Origin of the sequence: Candidatus Sphingomonas phytovorans (genome assembly GCA_029202385.1) — a bacterium.
Lineage (GTDB): Bacteria > Pseudomonadota > Alphaproteobacteria > Sphingomonadales > Sphingomonadaceae > Sphingomonas > Sphingomonas phytovorans.
Map to the genome: position 1 here is coordinate 4,468,708 of CP119314.1, position 23,720 is coordinate 4,492,427.

Here is a 23,720-nt window from a genome sequence, read left to right on the forward strand (position 1 = left end):
TAGAACAATGTGCGGGGCCGTCCAGATGGGTCGTTGTCAATTCTCCGGGGCGAGTTGAAAGATGTCCTCGACACGTCTCTCCAGCGCCTGGGCGAGCTTCAGTGCGAGGGTGGTGGAGGGGATGAACACGCCGTTTTCGACGGTGTTGATCGTCTTGCGGCTGACGCCGACCCGGTCGGCCAGATCGGCCTGGGTCAGGCCGAGCCGGGCGCGTTCGTCCTTCAGGCTGTTGAGCAGCCGGTCAGCCATCCTTCAGCGCCCGCCGCTCGAGCGTGCCGAAGCGGAGCAGGGCGAGTGCGATCGTGAAGGTGATGACGAGCCGGGCACCCTCGCGTGCCGAGATCGGCTCGTAGAAGCTGATGGCATAGACCAGGGTGGCCGTGCCGATCGCGCCCCAGAATCCAAGCGCCATCGCCCGCTTGCGATGATCTAGCGTTGTCTCGTCGTTGAGCAGGGCGCGCATCCGCGCGCCGCGCAGCAATCCGCCGCCCCAGGCAAGGAACAGCAGCAGCGCTGCCGCCCACACGATCCAGGCAGCGAGGTGAAGGCTTTGCGGGCGATTGACCGGCGCGTCGGGAAAGCTGCCCGCCTGCGCCGCCACGAATACGAGTGCCATCGCGGTGGCGGCGCGGGCGCGGCCCCAGGCGATGCGATCGGCAAGATCGGTCTGATTGATCATGTCGCGTCCTTGTAACTCTGAGGTTACATGTAACCCATGGGTTACTTTACTGTCAAGCAGGGGACGAGATGAACCTCCGGCGCGGTGAACGGGGTTCCTTCCGATGAACCGGTCCGTTAGGACGACAGGACATGGTGGCGCAGCAACAGGATCAACCGGTCGAAGGCCGCTTCGACGGGATCGAGCATCGATTCCCGGTCCGCGTCTATTTCGAGGACACCGATCTGTCAGGCGTCGTCTATCACGCCAATTATCTGCGCTACATGGAACGTGCCCGGTCGGACATGCTCCGCCTCGCCGGGATTGACCAGCGCGCGGCGCAGGAAGGGGGCGAGGGTGCCTATGCGGTCAGCGCGCTCGCCATTCGCTATCGCGCGCCGGCGAAGCTCGACGATGCGCTGGTCGTGGTGACCAGATTGATGCAGGTGCGCGCCGCGTCGGTCGATATTCATCAGAGAGTCATGCGCGGTGCCCAGATACTGAGCGAGGCGGAAGTGACTGCGGCGCTGGTCGGTGTATCTGGCAAGCCGAAGCGGCAGCCAAGAGAATGGATCGAGGCATTCCAGCGCCTCGTTGGCCAGAGGGATCAGGAAGCGTGAACGAAGTGTTCTTTAATACCGATGCCGCGACGATGTCGCCGGTCGCGCTTTTCCTCCAGGCGGACCTGGTCGTGAAGATCGTCATGCTCGGTTTGCTGGGTGCCAGCATCTGGACCTGGGCAATCATCCTCACTTTCTGGCGCCGGATCGGCGGCACGCGCCGCAAGATCGAGAAATTCGAGCGCGATTTCTGGAAAGCGGAGGATATCGACGCCTTCCACCGCATCCAGGGCGATAGCGATCTGCCGATCGCGCGGGTCTTCTCGGCCGGCGTCAAGGAATGGCGCCGCTCGACCGCAAGCGGTGCGATCGATCGCGAGGGCACGCGCGAACGACTGGCGACCGCCATGGGATCGATGGTGGCGAGCGAGATCGACAAGCTGTCGGACCGGCTCAACATCCTCGCCACCGTCGGGTCGGTCGCGCCGTTCGTCGGGCTGTTCGGCACTGTCTGGGGCATCATGCGCAGCTTCACCGGTATCGCCTCGGCGCAGAACACCTCGCTTGCCGTGGTCGCGCCGGGCATTGCCGAGGCGCTGTTCGCCACCGCGATCGGCCTGTTCGCCGCCATCCCGGCGGTGATCGCCTACAATCGCTTCAGCCACGGCATCAACCGGATCGAGGCACGGCTCAACCGCTTCGCCGACGGTTTCCACGCGACGCTGAGCCGCCAACTCGAGACTGACGGGCGGAAGCTCTAGATGGCGATGCAGCTTCCCTCGCAGCGCAGCCGCGGCCGGCGCGCACCGATGGCGGAGATCAACGTCACGCCGCTGGTCGACGTGATGCTGGTGCTGCTGATCATCTTCATGGTCACCGCGCCGCTGCTGACCGCCGGCGTACCGGTGAACCTGCCGGACAGCCGCGCCAAGCCGCTCGACCAGGACCAGAAGCCGGTGCAGATCTCGATGGAGGCCGGCGGCAAGATCCATGTCGACCAGGACGAGGTCAGCCAGGATATCCTGCCTGACGTGCTGCGGCAGCTCGCCGCGAAGACTGAAGGCGGCAAGCCACCCCAGATATTCCTGCGCGCCGACAAGAGTCTCGACTATGGCCGCGTCATGCGGGTGATGGGGGAACTCAACCATGCTGGCCTCAACCGGGTCGCGCTGGTGACGGTCGGCGACGACGGCAAATGACACGCGCTCCCCTTCCGTTCGTTTCGAGCGCAGTAGAGAAACCATGCGTCGCGCCCGCGGCTCGTTTCCCGACTGCGCTCGAAACGAACGGTTCATAGGTCTCGTACGATGCAGCGGTCCGAAGCGATCGCCTTGGGTGTCGCGCTGTTCGGCCATGCCGTCCTGTTTGGCCTGCTCTCGATGGGCTTCCTCGCCGCGCGGGATCCGGAAATGCCGAAGCAGGCGCCGATCGAGGTGTCGCTGGTCGACAAGGTCGATCTCGTCGCCAAGGCGCCGCAGGCGGTGACGCCGCCGGCCGAATCGCAGGCGCCCGAGCAGGGCCCGCCCGAAGATGCCGCGCCTGCCGCGCCGAAGGAGGAGCCGCAGCCGGATCCGGTGCCGCCCAAGCCCCAGCCCAAGGCAGCGCCGCCGCCCAAGCCCGCGCCCAATGCGGTGCCTGAGCCGAAGAAGCCGGTCGCCCCGACGCCAGACAAGTCGAAGAAGCCGCCGACCCGCGAGGCAGCGCCAACCAGCCGCGCGACCGCTTCTCATAACCGCGCCACCGGCACCGACACGGCGTCGACGAAGCCGCGCCCGCGTGGATCGCGCCTGGGCGACGATTTCCTCAAGGGCCTGTCGGACAAGCCGTCGCCCGCCAAGTCGGTGGTGCCGCAGGCGGCGGTGATGAGCCAGCAGGCCGCAGCCGATATCGGTTCGGCGATCCGGCGCCAGGTGCAGCCCTGCGCCGATCGCCAGGTGCAGCCCGGGCCGGGCGCCGAGCGGATCATCGTGACGATCCGGCTTCGCCTCAACCGTGACGGGTCGCTCGCTGGCAATCCGCAGGTCGTCGGCCATAGCGGCGTCGATGCCGAGAATGGCCGCTACCAGGACCGGGTGGACGACAATGCGATCGCCACCTTCAAGGGCTGCGCGCCGCTCCGCGGGCTACCCGCCGAACTTTATGACGTCCCCAATGGCTGGAGCAATTTCAGCTTGCGCTACAAGTTGCCGGGATGAGGTATGCGATGTCCCCATCCCGCTACGCCCTCGCATTCGTCGGACTGTGCGCACTGATTGTGTCCCTTGGACATGCCGATGCGCAGAAGCCGCATATCGCGTCGCCGGATCCTCTCAGCGGGCAGGCGATGGCTGACATGGCGGCGTCGATCAGGCGCCAGTTCTCGCCCTGCTTCGACCGCATCGCTAAGCCAGGGCCGGGGGCGGAGCGGATCGTCTTGACGGTGAGACTCCGCTATAATCGCGATGGGTCCCTTGCCGCCGCGCCGGAGATGGTAGGTGAGCCAGCGGGCGTGGACGACTCCAACCGTCGATATGTCGGTGCCGTGGTCGATGGCGCCAATACGGCGTTTCGGGACTGTTCGCCGCTCCGGGGCCTGCCGCCAGAACTCTACGACGGCCCCAATGGCTGGAGCAATTTCAGCTTGCGCTACAAACTTCCGGGATGAGGACCATGATGACATCTTCCCCTATCGTGTTACTGGCCGCCGCGTTCGCCGCCCTGTTGCCGCTTTCGGCCCAGGCGCAGAATGCTCCCGTCGCCCCGCCGCCGGTGACGGCTACCCAGGTGCCCCCTGCGCAGGACGGCGGCCTGGTGGTCGATGTCGTCGGCGGCACCTCGGCACCACTGGGGATCGCTGTTCCCGTGATGCCGACCTCAGCCGTGGTCAACACGCCCGCCGGCCCGACCGACAAGCTCGGTCGCGATCTCGCGCAGATCGTGACCAACGACCTGAAGAACAGCGGCCTGTTCAAGCCGATCGCGTCGAACGCGCTCAAGGGCGTCGCCTTTCCCGAAGTCACCGCGCCGTCCTTCGAATATTGGGGCGGTGCCGGCGCGCAGACCCTGGTCCAGGGATTCGTCCGCGCGAACGACGACGGCACGCTGACGGTCGGCTGCTATCTCTACGACGTGTTCGCGCGCAGCGAGCTTACCCGCCAGGGTTTCGTCGTCTCGCCGGGAGACTGGCGCCGTGCCGGGCACAAATGCGCAGACATGGTCTACACGAGGCTGACCGGCGAAGGGCCGTATTTCGACAGCCGTGTCATCTACGTTTCCGAAACCGGACCAAAGGCGAAGCGGTTCAAGCGGCTGGCGATCATGGACCAGGACGGTGCGAATCATCGTTTCCTGACCAACGGCCAGTCGACCGTGCTGACCCCGCGCTTCTCGCCGGACCAGAAGTCGATCGTCTATATGAGCTATCTGAACGATCGCCCGGCCATCTACGTCTATGATGTCGCGACGGCGCAGCAGCGGTTGCTGGTCAACAATCCCAACCTCACCTTCGCCCCGCGCTTCTCGCCCGATGGGCGGTGGATCGTGTTCTCGATGGCGGTGGCGGGGAATACCGATGTCTATCGGGTCCAGACCTCCGGCGGGTCGCCGCAGCGGCTGACCAATGCGCCGGGGATCGACACCGGCGGCAGCTATTCGCCCGACGGCACCCGTATCGCCTTCGAGAGCGATCGTTCGGGCAGCCAGCAGATCTATGTGATGAACGCCGACGGATCGAACCAGCAGCGCATCAGTTTTGGCGGCGGGCGCTACGCCACCCCGGTCTGGAGCCCGCGCGGCGACCTGATCGCCTTCACCAGGATTTCGGGCGATTTCCGGATCGGCGTGATGAGCCCGAGCGGCGGCGGCGAACGCCTGCTGACCAACAGCTGGCAGGACGAGGGGCCAAGCTGGTCGCCCAATGGCCGTGTGCTCACCTTCTTCCGCTCGCACCGGGGTGGCGCCGGCAATGCCGATCTGTGGTCGGTCGACCTGACCGGGGTCAACGAACGGAAGATTCCGACGCCGCTTGACGGATCGGATCCGGCCTGGGGACCGTTACGCCCCTGAAGCAATTCGCGCCCGTATCACCGTTCAGCCTGACGTTGACTCCGGTTAACCTTAAAGCGATGCCGGTGGGGCGAGACGCAATCGAAACGACTCTTGATCGAAGGAGAAGCCTGATGGCCAGACTGACGACCACGCTCATCGTTGCCGCCGCGCTCGTCGCGACTGCCGCATGCAGCCCGAAACCGAAGCAGATTCCGCCCGCGCCCGGTCCGGACACGAGCCCCAGCGGCCCGGTGACCCGCGACGATGTCGTTCCCGGCTCGCGCGCCGACTTCGAGCGCTCGGTGACGAGCAACACGGTCAACTTCGCGCTCGACCGCTACGATATCGACGCGCATGCCCGTGAAATCCTGGACAGCCAGGCTGCGTGGCTCGCCAAATGGCCCAACGTGCCCGTCAGCCTCGAAGGCCATTGCGACGAGCGTGGCACCCGCGAATACAACCTCGCGCTCGGCGATCGCCGCGCCAACGCCGCGAAGAATTACCTTGCGGCGCGCGGCATCAACCCGGCGCGCATCTCGACGATCAGCTATGGCAAGGAACGCCCGATCGCGCTCGGCTCGGACGAGGCGAGCTGGGCCCAGAACCGCCGCGCGGTGACGATCGTCCTGAACTGAACTCTCTCACTTCGCGTATCGACAGCGCCGCCGGATCGCCCGATCCGGCGGCGTTTTCGTTTCCGCTTGCCCAGGGCTAAATCTCGATATAAATGTGATATCACATTAACGGGAGGCTCCCATGTCGGATTCGGTCGTCAGAAATACCGCGCTCACACTGTCGAAAGAGCGGACGGCGTCCACGTCCAGCGGCTATGTCATGTTGCTCGTCATCCTGATCGCCAATGCCGCGGCGGGTTTCGGGACGACGCTCGTCAGGGACGTGCCGGGGCTCGCCAGCGTGCTGATAACCGGCGGCATCGTCGTTTCAGTGTTCCTGCTGGCCGGCTTCTACATGCTCCAGCCCAACCAGGCGGCGGCCATCACCCTGTTCGGATCGTACAAGGGCACCGATCGGACCACCGGCCTGCGCTGGGTGCTGCCCTGGCTGGTCCGCAAGAAGGTGTCGCTCCGCGCGAACAACATGATCTCGGAACGGCTCAAGGTGAACGACCTGCGTGGCAACCCGATCGAGATCGCGGCGCAGGTGGTCTGGCGCGTGACCGACACCGCTCAGGCCTTGTTCGATATCGATGATTATAAGGCGTTCGTAATCGTCCAGATCGAGGCCGCCGTGCGTACTATCGGCGCCCGCTATCCCTATGACGATTTCGAGCATCAGGAAGTCACGCTGCGGGGCAATCATGATCAGGTGAGCGCCGAACTCCGCGAGGAACTGATTGCCCGGCTCGCCGTCGCGGGCATCACCGTCGATGAATGCGGCTTCACTCACCTCGCTTATGCGCAGGAGATCGCGGGGGCGATGCTGCGGCGGCAACAGGCGCAGGCCGTGGTCGCCGCGCGCAAGACGCTGGTCGAGGGCGCGGTCGGCATGGTCGAGATGGCGCTGGAGATGCTGTCGGCGAAGAATGTGGTCGAGCTGGACGACGAGCGCCGCGCCGCGATGGTCTCCAACCTGATGGTCGTGCTGTGCGGCGAACGCGATACCCAGCCGGTCGTCAATACCGGCACGCTCTACCAGTAAGCCGGTCTCGTTGAGCGCTCCCTCCAAAAAGGCGTTCCCGCTACGCCTCGACCCCGCGCTCTACGCGGCGGTCGAGCGTGCGGCGGCGGCCGACCTGCGGAGCGTCAATGCCCAGCTCGAATGCCTGATTCGCGAGGCGCTGTCGAAGCGTGGCGTGAAGCTTGAAGCGCCGGTCCGGGCAAAGCGCGGAAGGCCGGCAAAAACCCCGGCTGATGGAGGCGGTGATGGGATTGGATGATATCAAACGTTGGTACCATGTGCGCGAAGGCTATTGGTTCGCGCCCAAGCTGTTCGGCTTGGGTGCGACGCCGGTTACGTGGCAGGGCTGGGCGCTGACGCTGGGCTTCTGCGCGGCGCTGCTGCTCGACATCCGTTTTCTGCCCGGCGACCTGTTCAAGGCCATCGTCGGCGTTACGCTGATCGTGGCCTTCGCGACCATCGCCTGGCGCAAGACCGACGGCGGCTGGCGCTGGCGCTGGGGGTCGCAGGACTAGGAAAAGGCTTTGTCGAGTAGCTTCGCCAGCCGAAGCCCGCCGCGTTGCACTTCCAGGCGCTCGACCGGGACGAGCGACGCGATCGTCGCGTCGTCCAGCGTCATGTGCTCCGGCGTCGGTGCGCAGGGATCGCCCTTCATCGCGCTGGCATAAGCGGAGTCGTGCGCGATCTGCCAGCTCTCGCGGCTCCAGTCGGTCACGTCGCCGGTCGCCATCGTCGCGCGCTCGGTCGCGGAATAGCGCCGCACCACGGACGGTGGTGTCGAGATCGCGCGTTCGGCGAGATAGCCGTCCCACACGGTGTGCAGGTTGAGCCGCGGCGTTTCCAGGATGCCATAGCTTGTCTTGGCCTCGTTACCGCCCTTGTCGCCCTTGTCGCCGGCATGGAGCGGCTGGTGCAGATCGCCGACGAAGTGGATCAGGAACACAAGCGCCTCGACGCGATCCTTCAAGGGGGTCGCCTTGTCACGCAGCAGCTTCACGTCGCGCTCGATCTGCGCCGATACGCAATTGCCGTCCTTGCACGGCACGGTGAGATCGAACGGCTTGCAGATGTTCACGTTCTGATAGTGCCAGCTATAGGCGAAATCGAACGGGCGTTTGCCGTCCGGACCCTTGATATTCTTGATGCAATCAGCCCAGATGCTGGCATCCTCGATCGAGCGCGCCGGGCAGGTCGGCGTGCCGAGCAGTGTCGACTGGCGCAACAGCCGATCGATCGCCACCCGCGTCTTCGGCTTGACGTTCGCCCGCGCGATCTGGGCGATGGTCTGGTGACCATATTCCCAATAGGCGGCGGCGGGGGAAGCGGTCGCGGCGAGGGCGACGGCGGCGAGAGCGGGGAGGAAGCGACTCATGGCCGTCGCTCTACCCGTTCGGGCCTGACCGTGAAAGCATGGGCTATTCGTCGCCGTAGATCGCGATCGTCCGTGCGCCGTCCGATCCGGCACGGCCCCGGTACATGCCGGCGGTGGTGAAGCTCCAGACCGGCTCGCCTTCCGGCCCGGTCACGATCACGCCGCCCTTGCCGCCGAGCGCCAGCACGTCGGCCATCACCGCATCGGCCGCGGCCCGGAGCGGTATGCCGGCGAGGCGCACCCGCGCGCAGATCTCGTGGGCGACGCCGGCACGAATGAAATATTCGCCAGAGCCGGTGGCCGAGACGGCGCCGGCCCGGTCGTCGGCATAGGTGCCGGCGCCGATCAGCGGCGAATCGCCGATCCGGCCCCAGCGCTTGCCGGTGACGCCGCCGGTGGAGGTGGCCGCGGCGACATGGCCGGCGCTATCGCGGGCCACCGCGCCGACCGTGCCGTATTTCATGTCGACGTCGAACGCATCGGCGCCGCGCGCCTGCAACTCCTCGAGCTGACGGCGGCGCTCGGGCAGGACGAGCCAGTCCTGGCCGGCCTGTTCGAGTCCGTGCTCGCGCGAGAACAGGTCGGCGCCTTCGCCGCCGAGCAGCACGTGCCGGCTCTGCTCCATCACCGCGCGGGCAAGGCTCACCGGATGGCGGGTGCCGGTCACCCCGGCGACCGCGCCGGCATCCCGGCCGGCTCCTTCCATGATCGCCGCGTCGAGCTCGGCGACTCCCTCATGAGTCAAGGCGGCGCCGCGCCCGGCATTGAAATGGGGATCGTCCTCAAGCACGCGCACCGCCGCCTCGACGGCATCGAGCGCGCTGCCGCCGGCCGCCAGCACGGCCGATCCTGCGTCGAGCGCCAGCCCCAGCGCGGATCGCGCGCCGGCATCCTGTTCGGGGGTGATGCGATCGCGGGTCATCATGCCTGCACCGCCATGGATGACGAGCGTCCAGCCGGATTGAGTCATGACAGGGTCTCCGCGGTTGCCAGTTTGGGGGAAGGGCGCGCATGCCGTGGCGCGATGAAGCCGCGCAGCCCGATCAGCGGCCGCAACCACCCGACCTCGCGCCCGACAAGATAGAAGGCCCAGCATCCGGCGATCGTCGCCAAGACCAGGATCGCGAACTCGGCCAGCGGGGGCAGGCCATAGGGCAGCAGCACCCATTCGACCGCGACGATCACCGTCTGGTGGATGATGTAGAAGGGAAACACCGCTTCGGTCAGCATCCGGCGCCAGGCATGGTCGTGGTTCCAGTAGCGTTCGGCGATACCGATCAGCGCGATGATCGCGCCCCAGCCCTGGATCGCCCGCGCCGAGGCGAAGAGATAGCCGTACGGATAGGGCATGGCGCTGCCCGGCCAGCGCAGCTCGATCGCGGCGACCGCTGCGTAGCTCAGCACCGCGGCGATCCCCGCTGCTTTCCACCAGCGTCCGATCGCCGCCATCGCCGGCTCCGACCGCGCCAGCGCGAAGCCGAACAGGAAGCCGGGCAGGTAATGGGCATGCGCGATCGCATCGCTGAACAGGTCGTGAGTCTCGCGCGCGCCGGGCAGAAGATACAGGTCGACGCCCAGCAGCCAGGCGACGGGCAACAACAGGATCGCGACGGTGCCGAAAATCCGGTCGAAGATCCCCTGCAGGCTGCGCCCGCGCATCAGCCACACACCGCCGGCCAGCGCCACCGTATAGACCCAGAGATACAGCACGAACCACAGGTGCTGCCATGTGGGCAGGAGGAGGGTGTGGAAGGTCCCGAAGCGGAAATAGTCGTGCAGCCAGAACCAGCCGAAGCCGCCATCATAGCCGTGCTTGGTGGTCAGCTCGACCCAGGGCTGGATCGGGACGATGATCGCCATGCCGAACAGCAGGGGGATCAGCAGCCTTTTGTTGCGCGATCCGACAAAGGAGCCGGGGCTCGCGCTCTTGGCAAGCAGGGCCCGGCTGGCATAGCCCGACACGACGAACAGCAGCATCAGCCGCCAGCTGTTGGTCGTGTGCATGGGGATCGCCACCCAGTCGATCGGGTGGGCTGTCTTCACATGGAAGTCCCACGGCACGAAGACCATGCCGACATGGTAGAAGATGAGTAGGCCGAAGGCGCCGATGCGGAGCCAGTCCAGGCCGTAGTGCCGTTCCATGAGCGCGCCTTTAGCGTTTCCTGACGCCATGGCTAGTCAAGGGGTTACGCCGCACGGCGGGCGGTGGCCCGGACGAGGCGGTCGCCTCGTCCGGGCCGGTCAGGCTGGCTGGAGGTCGGCGGCGACCGCCTCCGGTTTCGGCGCGAGGTTCCGCCTCAGGCCGATCAGCGGCCGAAGCCAGCCGATCCTGCGGCCGATCAGGTAGAAGGCCCAGCATCCTGTCACCGTCGCCGGGACGAGGATCGCGAACTCGGCGACCGGGCCGATGTCGAGTGGCTTCAGCCAATATTCCACCACCACGATCACCGTCTGGTGGATGATGTAGAAAGGGAAGACAGCTTCGGTCAGCATCGGCCGCCACGCATGGTCCCGGTTCCAGAAGCGCTCGGCAATGCCGATCAGCGCGGCGATGCTCGCCCAGCATTGCACCTCGCGGGCGACATGGAAGATTCGCGCCATCGCCCGGGTGGGGATAGCGAAGCCGGGATAGGCGATCGCGAACGAGGCGACGATCGCATAGCTCGCCACCGCCAGCACTGCCGCAGGCACCCAGAATCGTGCGAGCGCCGCCCGCGCCGGCCGTGAGCCGGCCAGTCCGAAGCCGAACAGGAGGGCGGGGAAATACTGCAGATGCGCGACCCCGTCGGTGACCAGGTCGTGCGTTTCATCCACATTGGGGAACAGGGCCACCCGGATCAGGAGCAGCCAGGCGAGCGGGATCCAGAGCACGCCAGGTCCGCCGAACAGCCGGTCGAACATTGCCTGCACGCCGGGCAGGCGCGGTGCCAGCAACAGCGCAAGGGCGAGGGTGTAGACCCAGAGATAGGCGACGAACCACAGATGGTTCCAGGTTGGCAGGATGACCCCGTCCAGCGTGCCGAAACGGAAATAGTCATGCGTGAGAAACCAGAGAAAACTGTGCGCATAGCCATGCCGGGTGACCAGTTCGACCCAGCTTTGCGGTGGCACGATCGCGATGACGCCGAAGGCGAGGGGCAGGAGCAGGCGCGCATTGCGGTTGCCGAGGAAGCCGCGAATCCCGGTCGATTTGGCGAACAGCGCGCGACTGGCGAAGCCCGAGACGACGAAGAGCAGGGTCAGCCGCCACGCATTGGTCAGCAGCATCGGCACCGCCACCCACTCGGCCGGGTCGGCGGTCTTGATATGAAAGCCCCAGGTCACGAAGACCATGCCGACATGGTAGAAGATCAGCAGGCCGAACGCCCCGATCCTCAGCCAGTCCATTCCGTAATGTCGTTCCATCGCGCCTCTCTCCCTCGCGCCTCTCGTTCATCGATCGGCAACGGCTAGCGAGGGCCCGCCCGGCCCGGTATCGGGGAGGGGCGGAACGCGGCATCACAGGGACGATGGCCAGAACGATGGGGACGAATAGCGGCGGAGGCGGGATGAACGGTGCGCAGCGCCGGCTCGCCCTCATTCTCGGCGGTGGCTTCCTCGTGATCCTGCTCGCCGTGATGATCGCCAATGCCGAATCGACGATGAGTGACCTTGCCCTTGCGGGCAGGCACGAGACCAAGGCGCATGTCTGGGTCTGGGAAGTCACCAGCATCGTCGCCTGGCTGACGGTGGCGCCCGCGATCTGTTGGCTGATCAGGCATTTGCGGCCGCCGCGCTTTTCCTGGGCCGTCGTGCTGTTGCTGATCGTGCTGGCCAGCGTGCCGTTGTCGCTGGCTCACATGGCGCTGATGACGGTCCTGCGAAAGCTCTACTACGCAGCGGAGGGCGGGCAGTATCTGTTCTTGAACCGGCTCTCCAACCCGATCCTCTACGAATTTCGCAAGGACTTCGCCTCCTATCTCCAGTTTGCCGGCCTCATCGCCATCGCCCAGTGGTTGCTCGCGCGCGCCGGGGAGACGAAGGATATGCCGGCGTCGCCGCGCACCCTGAAGGTAGTGGACGGGGCGGTGTCGCATCAGATTCCGGTCGATGAGATCGATCACGTCAATGCCGCCGGCAACTATGTCGAACTGGCCTGGCTTGGGCGGACCCTGCTCCACCGCGCCACCCTGGCCGCGGTCGCGGCGGAGCTTGGATCCGGCTTCGTCCAGATCCATCGCAGTCGCCTGGTCCGCCGGGCCGCGGTGAGACGGGTCGAGACCGATCGAAGCGGCGATTTCACCGTCACCCTCGCTGACGGGACGAGCCTGCGCGGCAGCCGTCGCTATCGGGATTCGATGCAGGGCTGAGGCTCGTGCTTTCTTGCGCGCTTGTCCGGCGCTATAGGGGCCGCGAAGCGAGGAAATTCCATGTCCATTCGTCCCTGGCGCGACATCACGCGCCGTCAGAGCCGCCAGATCATGGTCGGCAATGTTCCTGTCGGCGGCGACGCGCCCGTCACCGTCCAGACCATGACCAACACGCCGACCTCCGATGCGAAGGCGACGATCGACCAGATCCGCCGCTGCGAGGATGCCGGGGTCGACATCATCCGCGTCTCCTGCCCCGATGTTGAGAGCACGGCGGCGCTGAAGCAGATCGTCCGCGCCAGCCGGGTGCCGATCGTCGCGGACATCCATTTCCACTACAAGCGCGCGCTCGAGGCAGCCGATGCCGGTGCTGCCTGCCTGCGCATCAACCCGGGCAATATCGGCTCGTCCGATCGCGTGCGGGAAGTCGTCAACGCGGCGAAAGCCAATGGCTGCGCGATCCGTATCGGCGTGAATGCGGGCAGCCTGGAAAAGGACCTGCTCGAAAAATATGGCGAGCCGTGCCCCGAGGCGCTGGTCGAGAGCGCGCTGGATCATATCAAGATCCTGCAAGATCACGATTTCCACGAATATAAGGTCGCGGTGAAGGCGTCGGACCTGTTCCTCGCGGTCGCCGCGTACCAGCAACTCGCGGAAGTGGTCGATTGTCCCCTGCATCTCGGCATCACCGAAGCAGGGGGTTTCGTCGGCGGGACGGTCAAGTCGGCGATCGGGATCGGCTCGCTGCTCTGGTACGGCATCGGCGACACGATCCGCGTCTCGCTCTCCGCCGAGCCAGAGGAGGAGGTCCGCGTCGGCTTCGAGATCCTCAAGGCGCTCGGCATCCGCAACCGCGGCGTCCGGGTGGTTTCCTGCCCGAGCTGCGCGCGCCAGGGCTTCGACGTGATCCGCACGGTGCAGGCGCTCGAGGAACGGCTTCAGCATATCCGCACGCCGATGTCGCTGTCGGTGCTCGGCTGCGTGGTCAACGGCCCCGGCGAGGCGCGCGAGACCGATATCGGACTGACCGGTGGCGGCAACGGCAAGCACATGGTCTATCTGTCGGGCGTCACCGATCACACCGTCCAGAGCGAGGACATGATCGAGCATATCGTCAAGCTGGTCGAGGCGAAGGCCGCCGAGATCGAGGCGGCGGACGAGGCACGCGCCGCCGCCTGACGCGGCGGTCACCGGGAGACAAAGGATGGGCAGGCCCGATGCGCGCGGTCGCGTGGCGCAGGCGCTGGTTGGAGTCGCGGCGCTGGTCGCGCTGGCCATGCTGTCGCGCAGCACGCCGCGCGACGGGCTCCGGGTGTGAGCGCGTCCCCGAGATATTCGGCGGCAACCGTGGCTTTTGGGGTCGCGACCCTCGGCATCGCGACCTATTCGGCGATGGATGCCGTGATGAAGGGGCTGAGCATCGCCAGCGGCGCTTACAGTGCCGTGCTGTGGCGGTCGGTCGCCGGTGCCGTGCTGACCGGCACGATCTTCATTATTCGTGGTAATAAATGGCCGGCGCGCATGGCGCTCAACCTGCATATCGGGCGCGGCTTTGCCGCCGGCATGTCGGTGCTGCTGTTCTTCTGGGGCCTGGTCCGCGTGCCGATGGCGCAGGGCGTGGCGCTGACCTTCCTCGCGCCGCTGGTCGCGCTGTACCTGGCGGCGGCGATGCTCGGCGAGCAGATCCGGCGCGCGGCGATCCTTGGATCAGTCATTGCGAGCGTCGGCGTGGTGGTGATCGCCTGGGGGCAGGCGAAGACGGGCGCGTCGAGCGAGACCCTGCTTGGGTCGGGTGCGATCATCCTGGCGTCCTTCCTGTATGGTTTCAGCCTGGTCCTGCTGCGCAAGCAGGCGCAGCTTGCCGACCCGATCGAGGTGACGCTGTTTACCGGCGGGGTGATCGGCGTGCTGCTCCTGATCGGCGCACCCTGGTTCGCGGTGATGCCCTCCGTGGCGCAACTGCCCGCGATCGGGCTGGCGACATTGCTCGGCACCTTCTCGGCGGCGGCGCTCGCCTGGGCCTATGGCCGGGCCGAGGCGCAGATCCTTGCGCCGGTCGAATATACCGCCTTTATCTGGGCGGCGATGCTTGGCTGGATCGTCTTTGGCGAGCATGTCTCGCTCTACACCGTGGCGGGGGCCGGCCTGATCATCGCCGGGTGCCTCGCCGCCATTCGCGGCACCGCCGCACCCGCCCCGCAGACAGAGGCCGCAGCATGACCCAACTCCGTTTCGCCACTCCCGACGATGTCGCCACCATCATGCGCTTCGTGCGCGAGCTTGCCGAGTTCGAGCGCGAGGCCGACAAGGTCGTGGCGACCGAGGCGCTGCTGCACGAGGCGATGTTCGGCGACCATCCGGCCGTCGAGGCGGTGATCGCGGAGCAGGACGGGACGCCGCTTGGCATGGCGCTGTTCTTCCACAATTTTTCGACCTGGACCGGGTGGCGCGGCCTATATCTTGAGGATCTGTACGTGACGCCCGAGGCGCGCGGACAGGGAGTCGGGGCGGCCTTGCTGCGGCATCTCGCCGGGATCGCGGTCGACCGCGGATGCACGCGTTTCGAATGGGCCGTGCTCGACTGGAACACCAGGGCGATCGAGTTCTACAAGGCGATGGGCGCGGTGCCGATGGACGACTGGACCGTCAATCGCGTGTCCGGCACGGCGCTCACCAGGCTCGCGGGGCGCGGCTGAGGAGAGGCGGATGGCGTTCGACCAGGGGCTGGTTGACTGGATCGCCGAGGCGATGGAGCCGGTCGGTACCGTCACGATGCGCAAGATGATGGGCGGGGCGACGCTGTATTGTGACGGCACCATCTTCGCGATCGTCTCGGACGAGGGGGCGTGGTTCAAATCCGATTCGGTCAGCGACGCTGAATGGGATGCCGCCGGGTGTTCGCGTTTCTCTTACGAGATGAGCGAGGGCCGGGTCGAATCGATGAACTACCGCCGCGCGCCAGACGAGGTCTATGACGATGCGGACGAGCTCAGGCGCTGGGCGTCGCTCGGTCTGGCGGCGGGGCAGCGCGCACCGCGAAAAGCGAAGGCGCGAAAGAAGCGATAAGCGCCGCGATCAGCAGGGCGACCCAGGCGATGAGGAACCCGGTCGCCATCCCGTCGCCGGGCATGGTGGCCAGGCCGTACAGCGCAACCAGTCCGCCAAGGCCGATGATCGCACCGAACGCCGAGCCTGACCGCGGACGGCCGGCGAGGAGGATACCCAGCCCCAACGTGCCTAGCGCCAGCAGGGCGAACTTCACGTGCACTGCCCACCATAAGGGGCCGAGCAGCGCTGATGTGCCGGGCAGGTCGCGCACGATCGCGTAGAGCAGCCCGTTTTCGATCTGGTCGCTGACGGCCGCGACGAGAAAGGTCGCGATCATTGTCGTTCGGCCTCTTGGGCGAGATGTGCCTGTGGCGATCGCGGCGAGGATAAGGAAGGCGGTATAACTCGGGATGAAGCCGAGCGTGTCGAGCAGCAGGCCGGTCTTCTGCGCGGCGACCAGGGACGAGGTGCAGGGCTCGTCGCCGAACAGGGTGGCGACATCGGCCGGGGTGCGGGTGAATTCGAAGGCGACGATCGGGTCGAGGCCGCCCGTCGGCCCGCACGCGGCCATGCCCGGGATGAGCCCGAACGACGCGGAGCAGATGAAGGCAACGATTCCCGCCGCCGCGCATCCCCTCCAGGCCGTTCGGGGTGTCATCCGTGGATCATGCCGCGTTCTTGGCCTCTTTAGCGGCCTTCGCTGCTGCGATCGCCTCGATCACGATGCGCCTGGCTTCCTCGGCATCGCCCCATTGGCCGATACGCACCCACTTCTCGGACTCCAGGTCCTTGTAGTGTTTGAAGAAATGTTCGATCTGCGCGAGCACGATCGAGGGCAGATCGCCGCGTTCGCCCACGTCCGAATAATAAGGGAAGGTGGTGTCGACGGGCACGCAGACCAGCTTCTCGTCGCCGCCGGCCTCGTCCTCGAGCTTCAGCACCGCGATCGGGCGCGCACGTACGACGCAGCCCGGCACGAAGGGCGAGCGCGCGATGACGAGCGCGTCGAGCGGATCGCCATCGGGCGACAGGGTGTGCGGCACGAAACCGTAATTTGCCGGATAACGCATCGGCGTGTGGAGAATCCGATCGACGAACAGTGCGCCGGATTTCTTGTCGAATTCATATTTCACCGGCTCGCCGCCGACCGGCACCTCGATGATGACGTTGAGGCTGTTGGGGGGATCGTCGCCGATCGAGATCAAATCGATGTTCATGTCTGTCCTGGGCTCTCATGGTCGTTCATCCGGACCGGCCGGAGGCGTGAAAGCCCCGGCAAGCCCGGATCGAGCGGTGTGGGGGTGCCCCTCTCCTTTATCTGGCCGTCAGCAGCTTATCGAGGCCACCCTCGCCGTTGCCGATCTTTTCGAGGCGCGGATAGCGCAGGCCGCCATGATAGTCGATGCTCGCTGACGTGATGCGGTCGCTTGACTTCACCAGCAGCACGATCGGCTCCTTGCCCGTCTTCGCCGCCGTTACGGCGTCTTTTATCGTCTGGGCCGACCAGGTGGCGCCGTTGATCGCGACGATCGTGTCGCCGACCGTCAGCCCTGCCTTGAACGCCGGGCTGTCCCAGATCACGCCGGTGACCGCGCCTTCGTTGTTGAGCGCGAGGCCGAGCGAATAGCTGAGATCGACACGCTTCGCGGTCATCTCGGCATGCTTGAACGACGGCGTCGGCTCGTCGGTGTAGATCAGCTTGTAGCCGTTGCTGACGAAACCCTGAAGCGGAGCGGGTTCGCCCGTCTCGGTCGTGCGCTCCTTGAGGAAACCGGCCCAGTCATAGGGCTGGATGCTGTTCAGCGTCGCCGCGACATCGTCGAACGTGTAGGTGACCTGGCCAAAGTCGCCGTCCTTGCCGCGGAAGAAGGTGCCGGCGAAATCGTCGATCGACTTCGTCCCGCCGGACAGCTTGCGCAGGATCGAATCGACTTCCATCCAGACCAGCAGGCCCTCGTTGTAATAATCCTCGGAACGCTGGTTGCTCAGCCAGCCCTTGGGCCGGCGCTGCGAGATGACCGGATCGTTGGTGGTGTCGACCAGGTTGCGCCATTCGCGCGCCGGGCGGTTGTCGAGGCTCGCCATGATCGAGGCATATTGATCGAGCGTGTCCTGCTTCGACACCAGTCCCGACCGCGCCTGAAGCACATAGCCCCAGAATTGAGTCTGGCCTTCATAGACCCACAGCAGCGAGCCGCGCATCGGCGTGCGGTAATCGGGCGTCCACAGGTCGGCGCCGCGGCGGTACTTGCCGTCCCAGCTATGAGTATATTCGTGCGGCAGCAGGTTGCGCGAGCCGGGGCCGTCCTTCCATTTCAGGAAATAGCCGAGCTTCACCCCGTCCTCGGAGCTGCGGTGATGCTCGAGCCCGATACCGCTCATCTGGTCCGACAGCGACAGCAGGAATTCATAATTGTCGTAATGCTGGGTGCCGAACAGCTTCACCGCCTGATCGACCAGGCGCTTGTGCGCGTCGATCTGCTCCGGCGTCGCGGCGAGCTCCGCCGCATTGTCGGCATAGACGTTGAGGTTCACCCGCGGGCTGAGCGCCCAGCCCTTGTAATACCGGCCGGCAAGCACCGGCGAATCGACCAGCACTTCGTAGTTGGTCGGTTCATAGCTGTAGGTCGATCCGACTGCCTTTGACGGCAGGCCCGACGAGGCGTGCCAGCCATCGGGATATTTGACGGTGGCCTTCACCGGGATCTGGCGGGTGAAATAGCCTGCCGGATAGAGGCTCATCGAGTTGAACTGCAGGCGCAGCATCTCGGGCGAGACGACGATCGAGCCTTGGTCGCTCGCGGTGGCGGAGGCGAATTGCAGGTCGACGGTGAGCGTCTTCGCGCCCGACGGCACGTCGATATGATAGGCGAAGACGTCGACCGGATCGCGCGTCCAGTGAAGCTCCTTGCCGTTCGCGTGGATATGCAGGCCGACGACCTTGTCCAGTTCGCCGCGCGGCGAGTGCGCGCCGGGCAGCCATTTCGGGAAGAGCAGCACCATCGGCCCGGTTTTGGCGACCGGAATGGTCTCCTTCGTCGTGAAGATGCCGCGCCTGGTATCGGTCGCATCGATCTCGAGCGTGATCGTGCCCGGATAGGGAATGTCGCGCGCCTCGGGGATGGTGTTCACGAAGGGCACGGGCTGCGGTTTCGAATTCTCCGCAAGGGCAGGCATTGCGACGGAGGCGAGCAGGGATACGAAAAGGACGCGACGGATCATCAAGGAGGGCCTTTCGGCAAAAAGAGAAGATGGGGTGGCTTAATGGGGTAAGGCGCGCCGAGTCCAGCGCCGGGGAACGGCATTCCGTTGGGCATGCCTGAACGGTTGACGATCACGGAAAATCCCCCGGTCGCTATTTCAGCGCCGGAGGATTAACTTCCCGCCGTTGCTATACTCGGCCTTTTTGTCGGAGCGAGGCCGTCGAGGTGATCGGACTGGTTGAAGTGCAATAGTAGCGTATCGATAAATATTCGGATGACCGAAGACAAGCGAGCGTAGCGATCAAATCGCGGGCGAAGTGGGGGCGCGTCATGAAATACGTGATACTGGTTTTTACGGCTTTTGCGTTGCTCGCTTCTGAATCAAATGCTGCCCCGAGCCGGAAGACGGTCGATCCGGCAGATATCGTGAATATGAAGGGAGTTGGTGGCGCGCAAATCTCCCCGGATGGCGCCTCGATTGCCTATGTGGTGGACGCTGGAGACAGTTCGTCGTTGTGGGTGGTTGGGACAGATCGGAAAAGTCCCGCCAGGCGATTGGCGGGGGCTGACGAATCCGCGACGTCACCGCGATGGTCGCCCGATGGTCGATCAATCGCTTTTCTCTCGAGCCGCCCCAATCCTCATGTGGCGGACGGGACGTTTCGCTTCACCATAGCCAATGCCGACGACCGGATCGACTTTCACGCGAAGGGCGATGCGCCGATAGACTCGGTGGAGTCGGATGCGTTGCCGGGGCAGCAGATATGGCTGGTTGCGGCGGAGGGCGGCGAGCCTCTTCCCCTGACCAATATCCGCGGCAACGTCAGGAACTTCAAATGGTCGAGAGACGGCAGGTTTCTGGCCTTCACCCGGAAAGATCAGGAGACCCGGGCCGAGGCGCGCCGGCGGGAGACGCGCCAGGACGGGATCGTTGTCGGGGAGAGCCCGAAATATAGTCGCCTGTGGCTTTACGATATGTCGACCCATGAGGCTCGACTGCTGACGAGAGGCAATACCAATATCGTCGACTATGACTGGTCGCCGGACGGGGCGCGCATCGCGGCTACCGTTTCGGAAACGCCGCGTACCGATGATGTCGAAAACCGTCTTTCGGTGATGACGTTCAAGACCGGCATGGGGCAGGTCGACCAGACCCTTCCCGGTTTTGCCAGCGAGCGCATGATCCGCTGGTCGCCGGACGGCCGCGCGCTTGGCTATATTCAGTTGGCGCCGACGACGGATACCGGAATCCCCGTTCTCGCCGACCTGGCTTCCGGAAAACGGGTCGTGGTGGGTGGCGGTGCGTTGCTCGGCATTGCGGATATGGTCTGGAACGGAGACGGAAAGAGCCTGACAGCCCTGGTGCTGCGGGGCGCGACATATTCGCTTGCCAGGGTCGATGCGGCATCCGGCGTCGTATCCGACCTTGAGCCACTGGCGGGCGCCGCCGAGAAGATCACGGTCAGCAGCGATGGCCGTAAGATAGCCTTTGTCGAGGAAACGCCGCAGCATCCCGGTGAAGTCTATGTTTTCTCGGGCACCACGGCGCGTTCGCTGACAAACGCCAATCCTCAGGTCGCTGCCTGGGACCTGGGCAGCCAGCAGGCTCTCTGCTGGAAAAGCTCGAAGGACGGTCGCGTCATTCACGGCGTGGTGCTGTTTCCTCCCAACTACGACAGCAAGCGCCGGTACAAGACAGTCGTGCATCTCCATGGCGGCCCGGTGGGTGCATGGACCCTCGGGTTTCACGGTTCCTGGTATGATTGGGGCCTTGTTCTTGCGTCTCACGGCTATGTCGTGCTGCTGCCCGACCCGCGGGGGTCAAGCGGTCAGGGCCCCGATTTCAGCGCGGCGAACGACCGCGACTGGGGCAGTGCCGAGTTCCAGGATATCATGGATGGGGTCGATCTTCTGGTGGCCAGGAAAATCGCTGACCCTGACCGGCTGGGCATTGGCGGCTGGAGCTATGGGGGCTTCCTGACGGCCTGGACCGTCACGCATACCAATCGGTTCAAGGCGGCCGTAGCAGGCGCAGCGATGGGCGATCTGTTCAGCATGGCCACCAGCACCGACATCGCACCGAGCTTCCTGACCCGCTATTTCGGACCGCTCGCTTCGAACCGGTCGCTATATGACGCTCATTCCCCGGCGCGCTTCCTCGATGATTGCCACACGCCGACCCTGGTCGTGGATGGGGAGGAGGATGCGCGGGTGCCGATCGGGCAGGGTGAGACGCTTTTCAATGGATTGCGCTTCATGGGCCGGGAAACCAGAATGATTCGCTATCCGCGCGAGGGGCATTTTTTCTCGGAAAGGCCGCACCAGCAGGACTCCCTGGAACAGATGCTCGCCTGGTATGATTCGCATCTTGGCAGCTGATGGCACAATGTTCTCAGCACATTTGCCGTCATCGGCATCGCAATCTCGGTGACCGGGTTGCTTGCGGCCAAGCCAGCTTCATGAGTCCGTCATCGCGTGCTGGCCGATCCAGTCGATGAACACGCGCACGCGCGGCGAAAGCTGGCGATTGCGCGGGTAGAGGATCGAGACGGGGCAGGGCGGAAGGGGATATTCGGCAAGGATTCGTTCAAGCCGCCCCTCGGCCAGATCGCGTCCGATGCGGAACGGGGGTATCTGCGCCATGCCGAGACCATGGCTGACGCCGTCGAGGAAGCTTTCAGTTCCGGTCATCGAAAAGGGTGCGGGCATCTTTGTCGTGATTGGGTCTTCTTCGCGGAGAAAGATGAACGGGCGCAGCGCGCGGGTGGTGAAGGATCGCGGCCCCATCGCATGGTGATGCAGCTTCCCGGGACGCGACCGCCCCTCCCACGAACGGCTTGAGGTGATGGAAAGAGGTCACCGCCTCCATTTAGTCTGCACAACAGATCGGCATATGGCGGCCGCTCGATGCCAGGAGGTCGGATTGAAACGATTCGTGCTCACTCTATTTTCGACATTCGCCATTGCATTTACGGTATTTCCGTTATTTTTTGTCTTGCTGACCTGGCGTGGCGACAGTGAAGGAATCGATGAATTTGTAGCCTTGGTAATAGTGATGTTTTTTATCCAGTTCATAAGTCCATTCCATTTTTGGGTCATTCCACTGGGAATGGGGTCGCTTGCCGCGACTCTCTGGTGGCTGGCGAACATAGGTTCGCCTCGGCGCCTTCCATGAAACGCAGATGGACTCGGCCGGCCGTAGCATGCTTCCCTGGTGCAAGCATCGCGCCGATAATGTCGGCTATTGGGAAAAGAAGACACTCGCGGTGAGTCAACGCCGGACTATTATTCGGGCTTTGCTTGCCTGTCATTGGCCGCACTGTTGAGCAGCGCGGCAGCGGCAGTCTCTACGGGGAGCTTGCTCTCCGATACGATGGTTTCGAGCAGCCGAAGCGCCACAGGATGAAGATCGGCCGTGTCGATAACGATGGCTTCGGGCAAAGTCGTAGGAGGCACAGGCCGAGAGAAGGTGATCATCTGCGCGGCAAGGTTAAGCTTGGCTTTGCGCCCTAGGGACAACCACGCACGGGCTTGAGAATGGGAAGGTGCATTGGACCACCATTGGCGGCTGACCGCGCCCGATGCTGACGATGGCAGAGGCCGGCCGATAAGGTCCTCGATCTCCTTGAAGGATAGGCTGACCGCTCGATCGCCTCTGGCTGCGAGAAAGTCCCGCAAGGGTAAATAATGATACATGATTGCTCCGTAAATGCTACAAAAGAATACGTAGCATTTTAGAGCATGTCAAGCCGCGGGCTTGGCCGGGCGGGACATTGCTTTGGGCGCGAAAGCAGCCGTTGGCGCAGCGAGGGATCTGCAAAATAGGTACTCTGCTCTCCCGCCTCAGCCGGCACCCCACAGGCTGGCTGGCACCATGACCTCGCCGTCCTTGTAGAGGCTCGCGGCGAGGGGATCGTCGGCGAGGAACCAGGGGCCGTCGAGATCGACCACGTCGCAAAGCTGGGCGAGGACGAAGGCGGGCGCGGCCGCGAGAGTCGTGCCGGCCATGTTGCCGACCATCACCTTCAGGCCGAGCCGCCGGGCGTGATCGGCCATCAGCAGCGCCTCGGTCAGGCCGCCGCATTTGTCGAGCTTGATGTTGATCACCTGGAAACGGCTACGCTGGGCGTCGATCTCGGCCAGGTCCTGGACGCTCTCGTCGGCGGCGAGCGGGATCGGCGAGCGCCAGCCGTCGAGCAGTGCCTCGGCGCCGCGCCTGACCGGCTGTTCGAGCAGCGCGACATTCTGGTCGCCCAGCATCGCGACGAGTCCGTCGAGATCGTCGCCGTCATAGCCCTGATTGGCATCGACCCCCATCCAGACGTGCGGCCGCGCGGCGCGCACCACGCGAACCCGCTCGGTATCGGCGGCGAGATCGCCCTCCAGCTTGAGCTTGATCGCCAGGGCGGTCGGCAGGCCCGCCAGCCGCTGCTGGATCACGGCGGGGTCGTCGGCGGGCAGGGTGAAGGTGGTGACGCGCGGCCTGGGCGGGCCGACTCCGGCGAGCTTCCACACCGGCTCGCCGCTGCGCAGCGATTCGAGTTCCCACAAGGCGCAGTCGAGCGCGTTGCGGGCGCCGCCGGCGGGGAGCAGGTCGCGGAGGCCCTGCCGGTCGATCCCCGCCTCGATCGCCTCGCGGCACCGTTCGATCTCGCTTTCCATATGGGCGGGATCGTCGTCCAGATAATAGACGCCGGCCGCCTCGCCCCGGCCTGCATACTCGCCGTCCGAGAGAGTCGCGGTAACCGCGGGCATCGCTTCGAACAGATAGCCGGAAATGCGGAATGGCTCCCGCATCAGCATCGCGTCGCGGCGATGGGTGAGCGAGAGCGGGCGGGCGAGCGTGATCGGGGCTTCCATGCCGCG

29 protein-coding genes are annotated in these 23,720 nt (G+C 65.1%); 17 read left to right on the forward strand and 12 right to left on the reverse strand.

What is annotated here, in order from left to right; genetic code table 11:
- Nucleotides 1–36 precede the first annotated feature (36 nt).
- Together P0Y59_20675 and P0Y59_20680 are read right to left on the reverse strand one after the other, a co-directional pair.
- Nucleotides 37–249 carry a helix-turn-helix transcriptional regulator gene (locus P0Y59_20675; protein ID WEJ99317.1) on the reverse strand — a complete coding sequence of 71 codons (213 nt, stop codon included), beginning with the start codon at nucleotides 247–249 and terminating at the stop codon, nucleotides 37–39.
- The gene (locus P0Y59_20680; GenBank protein ID WEJ99318.1) at nucleotides 242–679 is read right to left on the reverse strand and encodes a hypothetical protein; all 438 of its coding nucleotides are present in this window, start codon (nucleotides 677–679) and stop codon (nucleotides 242–244) included. The genes P0Y59_20675 and P0Y59_20680 overlap by 8 nt, the downstream gene beginning before the upstream one ends.
- A gap of 131 nt (nucleotides 680–810) precedes the next feature.
- Here P0Y59_20680 and ybgC point away from each other — a divergent pair, with 131 nt between their 5' ends.
- The 10 genes from ybgC (at nucleotide 811) to P0Y59_20730 (ending at nucleotide 7,397) form a co-directional block, all read left to right on the forward strand.
- Nucleotides 811–1,278, forward strand: coding sequence for a tol-pal system-associated acyl-CoA thioesterase (ybgC, locus tag P0Y59_20685; protein WEJ99319.1), 468 nt, complete (start codon nucleotides 811–813; stop codon nucleotides 1,276–1,278).
- Entirely contained in the window at nucleotides 1,275–1,979 is a 705-nt protein-coding gene (tolQ, locus tag P0Y59_20690; GenBank protein ID WEJ99320.1) for a protein TolQ, read from the forward strand. The genes ybgC and tolQ overlap by 4 nt, the downstream gene beginning before the upstream one ends.
- The gene (locus P0Y59_20695; GenBank protein WEJ99321.1) at nucleotides 1,980–2,417 is read left to right on the forward strand and encodes an ExbD/TolR family protein; all 438 of its coding nucleotides are present in this window, start codon (nucleotides 1,980–1,982) and stop codon (nucleotides 2,415–2,417) included.
- A gap of 108 nt (nucleotides 2,418–2,525) precedes the next feature.
- Nucleotides 2,526–3,413 (forward strand): cell envelope biogenesis protein TolA, encoded by an 888-nt coding sequence (locus P0Y59_20700; protein WEJ99322.1) that lies wholly within the window; start codon nucleotides 2,526–2,528, stop codon nucleotides 3,411–3,413.
- A gap of 128 nt (nucleotides 3,414–3,541) precedes the next feature.
- Nucleotides 3,542–3,862 carry a hypothetical protein gene (locus tag P0Y59_20705; GenBank protein WEJ99323.1) on the forward strand — a complete coding sequence of 107 codons (321 nt, stop codon included), beginning with the start codon at nucleotides 3,542–3,544 and terminating at the stop codon, nucleotides 3,860–3,862.
- 8 nt (nucleotides 3,863–3,870) lie between these two features.
- Complete coding sequence (gene tolB / locus P0Y59_20710) at nucleotides 3,871–5,262, forward strand: Tol-Pal system beta propeller repeat protein TolB (GenBank protein ID WEJ99324.1); 1,392 nt, start codon at nucleotides 3,871–3,873, stop codon at nucleotides 5,260–5,262.
- Nucleotides 5,263–5,375: 113 nt separating this feature from the next.
- On the forward strand, nucleotides 5,376–5,879 hold the full coding sequence (pal, locus tag P0Y59_20715; GenBank protein WEJ99325.1) for a peptidoglycan-associated lipoprotein Pal: 504 nt from the start codon (nucleotides 5,376–5,378) through the stop codon (nucleotides 5,877–5,879).
- A 121-nt stretch (nucleotides 5,880–6,000) separates the two neighbouring features.
- Nucleotides 6,001–6,903, forward strand: a complete 903-nt coding sequence (locus P0Y59_20720; protein WEJ99326.1) for an SPFH domain-containing protein — start codon at nucleotides 6,001–6,003, stop codon at nucleotides 6,901–6,903.
- Nucleotides 6,904–6,913: 10 nt separating this feature from the next.
- The gene (locus P0Y59_20725; protein WEJ99327.1) at nucleotides 6,914–7,141 is read left to right on the forward strand and encodes a toxin-antitoxin system HicB family antitoxin; all 228 of its coding nucleotides are present in this window, start codon (nucleotides 6,914–6,916) and stop codon (nucleotides 7,139–7,141) included.
- Nucleotides 7,128–7,397: a hypothetical protein gene (locus P0Y59_20730; GenBank protein ID WEJ99328.1), complete on the forward strand. Its 270-nt coding sequence runs from the start codon at nucleotides 7,128–7,130 to the stop codon at nucleotides 7,395–7,397. The genes P0Y59_20725 and P0Y59_20730 overlap by 14 nt, the downstream gene beginning before the upstream one ends.
- Here P0Y59_20730 and P0Y59_20735 read toward each other — a convergent pair.
- The 4 genes from P0Y59_20735 to P0Y59_20750 all read right to left on the reverse strand — a co-directional run bounded on the left by P0Y59_20735 (nucleotide 7,394) and on the right by P0Y59_20750 (nucleotide 11,659).
- A complete protein-coding gene (locus P0Y59_20735; protein WEJ99329.1) occupies nucleotides 7,394–8,254 on the reverse strand; it encodes a S1/P1 nuclease in 861 nt (286 codons plus the stop codon). The genes P0Y59_20730 and P0Y59_20735 overlap by 4 nt on opposite strands.
- Nucleotides 8,255–8,297: 43 nt before the next feature.
- Nucleotides 8,298–9,224: an isoaspartyl peptidase/L-asparaginase gene (locus P0Y59_20740; protein ID WEJ99330.1), complete on the reverse strand. Its 927-nt coding sequence runs from the start codon at nucleotides 9,222–9,224 to the stop codon at nucleotides 8,298–8,300.
- Entirely contained in the window at nucleotides 9,221–10,396 is a 1,176-nt protein-coding gene (locus tag P0Y59_20745; protein WEJ99331.1) for an acyltransferase family protein, read from the reverse strand. The genes P0Y59_20740 and P0Y59_20745 overlap by 4 nt, the downstream gene beginning before the upstream one ends.
- A gap of 99 nt (nucleotides 10,397–10,495) precedes the next feature.
- Nucleotides 10,496–11,659, reverse strand: a complete 1,164-nt coding sequence (locus P0Y59_20750; protein ID WEJ99332.1) for an acyltransferase — start codon at nucleotides 11,657–11,659, stop codon at nucleotides 10,496–10,498.
- Nucleotides 11,660–11,775: 116 nt separating this feature from the next.
- On the opposite strand from P0Y59_20750, the gene P0Y59_20755 reads away from it, so the two are divergent.
- The 5 genes from P0Y59_20755 (at nucleotide 11,776) to P0Y59_20775 (ending at nucleotide 15,669) form a co-directional block, all read left to right on the forward strand.
- Nucleotides 11,776–12,603: a LytTR family DNA-binding domain-containing protein gene (locus tag P0Y59_20755; GenBank protein ID WEJ99333.1), complete on the forward strand. Its 828-nt coding sequence runs from the start codon at nucleotides 11,776–11,778 to the stop codon at nucleotides 12,601–12,603.
- A 60-nt stretch (nucleotides 12,604–12,663) separates the two neighbouring features.
- Nucleotides 12,664–13,782, forward strand: coding sequence for a flavodoxin-dependent (E)-4-hydroxy-3-methylbut-2-enyl-diphosphate synthase (gene ispG / locus P0Y59_20760; protein ID WEJ99334.1), 1,119 nt, complete (start codon nucleotides 12,664–12,666; stop codon nucleotides 13,780–13,782).
- 168 nt (nucleotides 13,783–13,950) lie between these two features.
- Nucleotides 13,951–14,823 (forward strand): DMT family transporter, encoded by an 873-nt coding sequence (locus tag P0Y59_20765; protein WEJ99335.1) that lies wholly within the window; start codon nucleotides 13,951–13,953, stop codon nucleotides 14,821–14,823.
- Nucleotides 14,820–15,299 (forward strand): GNAT family N-acetyltransferase, encoded by a 480-nt coding sequence (locus P0Y59_20770; GenBank protein WEJ99336.1) that lies wholly within the window; start codon nucleotides 14,820–14,822, stop codon nucleotides 15,297–15,299. Before P0Y59_20765 ends, P0Y59_20770 begins: the two co-directional genes overlap by 4 nt.
- 10 nt (nucleotides 15,300–15,309) lie before the next feature.
- Nucleotides 15,310–15,669, forward strand: coding sequence for a TfoX/Sxy family protein (locus tag P0Y59_20775; GenBank protein WEJ99337.1), 360 nt, complete (start codon nucleotides 15,310–15,312; stop codon nucleotides 15,667–15,669).
- On the opposite strand, the gene P0Y59_20780 is transcribed toward P0Y59_20775, so the two are convergent.
- The 3 genes from P0Y59_20780 to P0Y59_20790 form a co-directional block, all read right to left on the reverse strand.
- Complete coding sequence (locus tag P0Y59_20780) at nucleotides 15,593–16,309, reverse strand: hypothetical protein (protein ID WEJ99338.1); 717 nt, start codon at nucleotides 16,307–16,309, stop codon at nucleotides 15,593–15,595. The genes P0Y59_20775 and P0Y59_20780 overlap by 77 nt on opposite strands.
- A gap of 7 nt (nucleotides 16,310–16,316) precedes the next feature.
- The gene (ppa, locus tag P0Y59_20785) at nucleotides 16,317–16,868 is read right to left on the reverse strand and encodes an inorganic diphosphatase (GenBank protein WEJ99339.1); all 552 of its coding nucleotides are present in this window, start codon (nucleotides 16,866–16,868) and stop codon (nucleotides 16,317–16,319) included.
- Between the two features lie 97 nt (nucleotides 16,869–16,965).
- On the reverse strand, nucleotides 16,966–18,873 hold the full coding sequence (locus tag P0Y59_20790; protein ID WEJ99340.1) for a PDZ domain-containing protein: 1,908 nt from the start codon (nucleotides 18,871–18,873) through the stop codon (nucleotides 16,966–16,968).
- Nucleotides 18,874–19,499: 626 nt separating this feature from the next.
- Here P0Y59_20790 and P0Y59_20795 point away from each other — a divergent pair.
- Nucleotides 19,500–21,233: a S9 family peptidase gene (locus P0Y59_20795; GenBank protein ID WEJ99341.1), complete on the forward strand. Its 1,734-nt coding sequence runs from the start codon at nucleotides 19,500–19,502 to the stop codon at nucleotides 21,231–21,233.
- 78 nt (nucleotides 21,234–21,311) lie between these two features.
- On the opposite strand, the gene P0Y59_20800 is transcribed toward P0Y59_20795, so the two are convergent.
- Complete coding sequence (locus tag P0Y59_20800) at nucleotides 21,312–21,563, reverse strand: LysR substrate-binding domain-containing protein (protein ID WEJ99342.1); 252 nt, start codon at nucleotides 21,561–21,563, stop codon at nucleotides 21,312–21,314.
- A gap of 214 nt (nucleotides 21,564–21,777) precedes the next feature.
- Between P0Y59_20800 and P0Y59_20805 the strand changes: the two genes are divergently transcribed.
- Entirely contained in the window at nucleotides 21,778–22,029 is a 252-nt protein-coding gene (locus P0Y59_20805; GenBank protein ID WEJ99343.1) for a hypothetical protein, read from the forward strand.
- Between the two features lie 110 nt (nucleotides 22,030–22,139).
- Here P0Y59_20805 and P0Y59_20810 read toward each other — a convergent pair whose 3' ends face one another.
- Both P0Y59_20810 and P0Y59_20815 read right to left on the reverse strand, forming a co-directional pair.
- The gene (locus tag P0Y59_20810; GenBank protein WEJ99344.1) at nucleotides 22,140–22,550 is read right to left on the reverse strand and encodes a hypothetical protein; all 411 of its coding nucleotides are present in this window, start codon (nucleotides 22,548–22,550) and stop codon (nucleotides 22,140–22,142) included.
- Nucleotides 22,551–22,697: 147 nt separating this feature from the next.
- On the reverse strand, nucleotides 22,698–23,714 hold the full coding sequence (locus P0Y59_20815; GenBank protein WEJ99345.1) for a dipeptide epimerase: 1,017 nt from the start codon (nucleotides 23,712–23,714) through the stop codon (nucleotides 22,698–22,700).
- Between the last annotated feature and the right edge of the window lie 6 nt (nucleotides 23,715–23,720).